Raw genomic sequence first — 4,684 nt, 5'->3', positions numbered from 1 at the left:
GACACCGCAGGTTTGCCCATCGCTGCCTCCTACCACCATTCCCATGATCTTAGGAATTTCGCGATCAGGACACTAGGACCGTTCAGTCGATGCCGCTTTGGCACGGCTCACCAGCACCACGCGCACCATCGCACTCCCGCCCAAAATGAAGATGGCCACAGCCTCAGCAGCACCATCTAAAGGTTCAGGCGGAAACGCAGGAACAGAGGCTCTGATCAAATGTCTTCGAACCACTGGACGTCGCCATCGTCTAGATCGTACCGGGCGGCAACAACCCTGAGCTTCTGCTGGCGAATTGCGGCCTGCAAGATGGGGCTCTGAGTCTTCAGGCGGGTGGCGACCCTGCGAGTATTGGCGATCACGGCGTCGTCCAGCGACACCTTACCGCTCGCGTTGCGCGCCGAGAGAACAGCAGGAATGATGGGCTGGACCATCTCTCCGATAACTCCGGGATAGCTCGTGTTGCGCTCCATCAAATCCAGTGCCGCGGCCACCGCACCACATCCCTCATGACCCAGAACAACCACCAACGGGCAGCCCAGCACGCCAACGCCGTACTCGACGCTGCCCAAGGCTGCAGTATCGACCGTGTTGCCAGCATTGCGCACGATGAAGAGCTCGCCTAGGCCCCTGCCGAACAGTAGCTCGGGCGGGACACGGCTGTCCGAGCAGCCGACCAGCACCGCGAAAGGAGCCTGGCCCGTGGCAAGTTCAACCCTGCGCTCGCGGCCATGGGCGAAGCTGTAGGGCGCTTCATGCATGTACTCGTCATTGCCCTTCTTCAGCACCGCCAGTGCCTGGTCGGGCGTCAGCGCGGTCTGTGGCACAGGGTTGGCGGCCAGGGCGTCGCGGCGGGGCAGGGCAGTGGCAACAAGGCTGGCGGCTACCCCGCCCGCCAGGAAGCTACGGCGGGCCAGAGCCGGAAAGGCATGAGGCGTTCCGCCACAGCACAGGCAGGATAAGTGATGCATCGTCGGTTTCCAAATCAATCGCGGGATCGGCGATCGCCCCCGCAGGTTATGTTGATCGTCGGCCCACTGGGCAGACGGGCTAAGAAATAGTCAGGGATTGGAGGCGGCGGATCGCCGCTAACGGCCCCTCAATGGCCGCCCTTGCTCAATCGGCCATACGATCGGTGCTTGGCGGCACCACGGGAGCTGCGATGCGTGTCGGGAAGAGTCCTCGACCTGGTCTTCCATGATGTTCTGCTCGTCCGCGCTTACGTGTGAACGGAGCTCCGTCAATCCAGCGAGGCCCTGCAAGGCGGCTACAATGACAAAGCCAATCTTGGTGGCGGAGTTTGGCTCCATGCCGGTACCTTCTGGCGGCGAAGAGCCACGTTCTGTTCCGGCTTGACGGTGCCGCGTCGGGCGGCGCACCACACCGCCCGCCCTCCGGGTGGATCTTGCTAGATCAGCACGATGGAATCGGCATCGGACAGCCGCAGGCCAACCAGTTCGATCTCGCGCTCACTGCCCGCGTACTCGAGCTCGAACAGCAGGCCTCTGGCTGTCTCGCTCATCTGGAAATCGCGCACATCCTCCAGGCTGGCATAGCCGTAGAAGTCGAGCTTGTCCTCGGCGAGGTTGAAGTCCTCGATCACGTCACGCTGTCCAGGCCCCACCCCGTTGTCAGCACCCTCCCTGCTGAAGTTAAAGACAAAGAGGTCGCTTCCCTCGCCGCCCCACATGCGGTCGCCGCCGACACCGCCGCGCAGCCAGTCGTCGCCTGCGCCCCCGTACATCAGGTCGTTGCCGGCTCCGCCCTGGATGACGTCCTGACCCGTGCCTCCGAGCAGCGTGTCATTTCCGCCGCCGCCGTCGATCTTGTCGTCGCCCGCCCCGCCGTCGATGAGGTCCGAATAGTCGAGGGCTGCCATGGCCAGATAGGCGGCATAGGAAGGCGCATAGCCGTCACCGAAGCCCATGATTGTGTCGTTACCCGCCCCGCCCGTGATGAGATCGTGGCCATGCCCGCCGCGGATCGTGTCGTTGCCCGAGCCTGCGATTAGAATATTGTTGTCGCGCGGAAACGACCATTCTGCGGGGTAATCGCTATTGCCCAGAATGACGTCGTCAGACGTGCTTTCAGCAACAACGATCACATCGCTTTCTGCGGAACCATAATAATTCGCCATGATTACTGCCATTTCCTCTTTGCTGCGGACGATGATCCGCGGACGCTGTTTCTAATGATCTTCAGTTTTACGGAAATAAAAAACTCGTTACGGCGCCGATTAGAGATTTAGCCGTTCAGTCGGCCGAGCGACGTCCCGCGAGGACCTGAAACGAGCGGGTGGTCCACTCGCCCCCCCGTAGGGTCGCGCTTGGCCGCGGAACAATGGCGCGCGGGCGTCTGCCATGCGGAAGGTTGGAACAGCCACATCTCTGCGTCTCTTTGCCAAGCTGTGGGGCGGCAATCTGGCCCTCATGCACCTGGGCTTGACCCGGATTTCCAATGCGCGAAAGCCTGTTGATCGAAATCGCAACGATCTGCTAGACCAACTACCCGCGCACTGCTGCGCGATTTCGATCAAAGTAGATGCAACGAATGGACCCCGCGGAAGCCAAGGAGTTGATCCGGATCACCAACAGCCAGTTCAAGGTCTGGCAGGAGAACATCCGGAGAGAGACTCCCCTTGCAAGGCTACAGGGCGGGCGCGGTGCCACGAGCGTGGAAAAGTGGAAGAACCCGAACTACATGTACTACTGGTTCATCCTGTCCATCGCCTATCTCGAAGGCGGCCGGGTGAGCCGGGCCGATATCATTGGGGATGTGGATGCGGGGAGCTCCGATAGCGGCGCCATAGACGGGGTCAGGCCGAATACGTCCCGCCGCTACCTCGGCGAGGTCAAGGCGCTCGGCCTGATCGAGAGGGCGGGCGAGACCGATTTCCAGCTCACCATTGCCGGCCGCAAAGTCGTGGAAGCGACCTTGGAAAGCTGGAACGAAGAGTTCGGCAAAATCTTCCGCCGCTTTCACATATGATCCGCGGCGCCGGCGACTGGCATGAGGCCGCAAGGCAGGCGGGACGCTCAAGCTCTGGAGCACGGCAGCGCGATATATTGCCGGCGCTTTCCTGGTGCGGCATGAAACCGCCTGTACGGCGGCAGTTACAGGCGATGGTGCTGGAGCACAGCGCCGGGCATGTCAGGGTGGCTGGAGGAGGGGGTTATGCTTCAGGCATGCGGCGCGCGGCGATAGCAAAGGAAGGGAACCGAACCTGCCTGGAGTCGTCAGTCTATCCGGACGCTCTGCATGTCCGCCATCTCCGTGACGGTTAGCCACCGGTCATCAACAGGCGAAGGTAGTATGAGGCCGTCCTGGAAGGGCGGATTATTGAAATACACAATCTACCGCCTCGTGGCACCGAATGCTTCGTCACGGCAACGGGTATCTCGGAGTGTCGGCAAGCCTGCCGAGCAGCGCGGCCGCCCGTCACGGCCTCGGCTTTCTGCCTCGCCACCTTAAGGATGCGGCAGCCTGCCAGCGGCACGACGGGCCTCATAGGCCTGTGTATGCAGGTAAGCCGCCTCGTGCAGTTCGTCGGGCACGCCGCCGCGCCGCGCCGCTTCGAGCAGGAAACCGAGGATGTGGTCGGCCTCGGTCTGCGCGCCGGCCTCAAGGTCGCGCAGCATCGAGGCCGTGGCGCCCTCGCTTCCAGGCACCTCGCGGCGGAAGAAGGGCAGGATCATGCCCTCCAACGCCTCAGGACGCACTGGATGGCCATTGGCCGCGGCGATCGCCACGTTGCGCATCAACAGCCGCTCCAGCCATGCTGCGCCATCTGGCGCGCGGGCGATTTCACCCAGATTGCCACGCATGAGGACGGTGGCCCCGGCCAGGGTGCCGATCGACACGAGCTTTTCCCACATCCGGCCGCAGATATCGGGCACTGCCTCCGCCTTCACGGGCGTGCCGGCTAAGGCTGTCTGTAAGGCCTGGATGCGCTCGGAGAGACGTCCATCCAGTTCGCCAAAGGTAACCGACGTGAACGGGGCGAGGTGGCGCACCGTGCCGGAGAGCGTCAGAGTTGCCTGAATGATGGCCAGTCCGCCTAGCACGCGCTCAGTTCCAAACGCCTCCTCCAATAGCTGGATATGGGAGAGACCGTTCAGGATGGGCAGGACGGCAGTGCGCGCATCCACCGCCGGGCGGAGCGCCTCGATCGCCGCACCTAGAGCGGTTTTCGCTTTCACCGATTCAGAAGAGGATTCCCTTCTGCGGCGAAGCGTGATTCGGTTTCCCTTCTGCGAGGGAGGGAAGGATGGCCCGAGCCTACAGCCAGGATCTCCGGACGCGTGTTCTCGACGCAACGGCGCGAGGGATGTCAGCACGGCAGGCGGCGGCGCATTTTGGAGTGGGCGTGGCAACCGCCATTGTCTGGGTGCGGCGGGCGCGGGATGAGGGTGAGAGGGCGGCGCGCCGTCAGGGGCAGCCTAAAGGCTCCAAGCTCGATGGACAGGCCAATTTTCTGCTCGATCTGGTCGCTGCCAAGCCCCTCATCACCCTGCGCGAGATGCAGCAGCGGCTGCATGACGAGCGCGGCCTCTCGGCTGGGATTGGCACGCTCTGGCGCTTCTTCGCTGCGCGGGCGATCACCTTCAAAAAAAAGTAGGCCGGCAAAATCAGCTGGCAAGCTTGCTGTTCCAGGATGGCCAGATAGGCGGCGGGATCGCGGCGG

The 4,684-nt window shown here is 62.9% G+C and carries 5 protein-coding genes; 2 read left to right on the top strand and 3 right to left on the bottom strand.

Annotated features, from left to right (window positions below; all coding sequences use genetic code 11):
• Positions 1 to 215: 215 nt before the first annotated feature.
• Complete coding sequence (locus tag D2K64_RS22795; RefSeq protein ID WP_120010672.1) at positions 216 to 971, bottom strand: carbonic anhydrase; 756 nt, start codon at positions 969 to 971, stop codon at positions 216 to 218.
• 437 nt (positions 972 to 1,408) lie between these two features.
• Positions 1,409 to 2,137 (bottom strand): calcium-binding protein, encoded by a 729-nt coding sequence (locus D2K64_RS22790; RefSeq protein ID WP_162306243.1) that lies wholly within the window; start codon positions 2,135 to 2,137, stop codon positions 1,409 to 1,411.
• A 413-nt stretch (positions 2,138 to 2,550) separates the two neighbouring features.
• Between D2K64_RS22790 and D2K64_RS22785 the strand changes: the two genes are divergently transcribed.
• On the top strand, positions 2,551 to 2,988 hold the full coding sequence (locus D2K64_RS22785) for a hypothetical protein (protein ID WP_120010670.1): 438 nt from the start codon (positions 2,551 to 2,553) through the stop codon (positions 2,986 to 2,988).
• Positions 2,989 to 3,467: 479 nt separating this feature from the next.
• Here D2K64_RS22785 and D2K64_RS22780 read toward each other — a convergent pair whose 3' ends face one another.
• Positions 3,468 to 4,199 carry a ketopantoate reductase family protein gene (locus D2K64_RS22780; protein ID WP_238384388.1) on the bottom strand — a complete coding sequence of 244 codons (732 nt, stop codon included), beginning with the start codon at positions 4,197 to 4,199 and terminating at the stop codon, positions 3,468 to 3,470.
• Between the two features lie 68 nt (positions 4,200 to 4,267).
• Here D2K64_RS22780 and D2K64_RS26050 point away from each other — a divergent pair, with 68 nt between their 5' ends.
• Positions 4,268 to 4,618: a helix-turn-helix domain-containing protein gene (locus tag D2K64_RS26050; RefSeq protein ID WP_120010669.1), complete on the top strand. Its 351-nt coding sequence runs from the start codon at positions 4,268 to 4,270 to the stop codon at positions 4,616 to 4,618.
• Positions 4,619 to 4,684 lie beyond the last annotated feature (66 nt).

This window comes from Teichococcus vastitatis (assembly GCF_003604215.1).
In the GTDB taxonomy this organism is placed as follows: domain Bacteria; phylum Pseudomonadota; class Alphaproteobacteria; order Acetobacterales; family Acetobacteraceae; genus Pseudoroseomonas; species Pseudoroseomonas vastitatis.
Note: the sequence above shows the minus strand (reverse complement) of the source record. Positions and strands in the feature narration are given on the sequence as shown.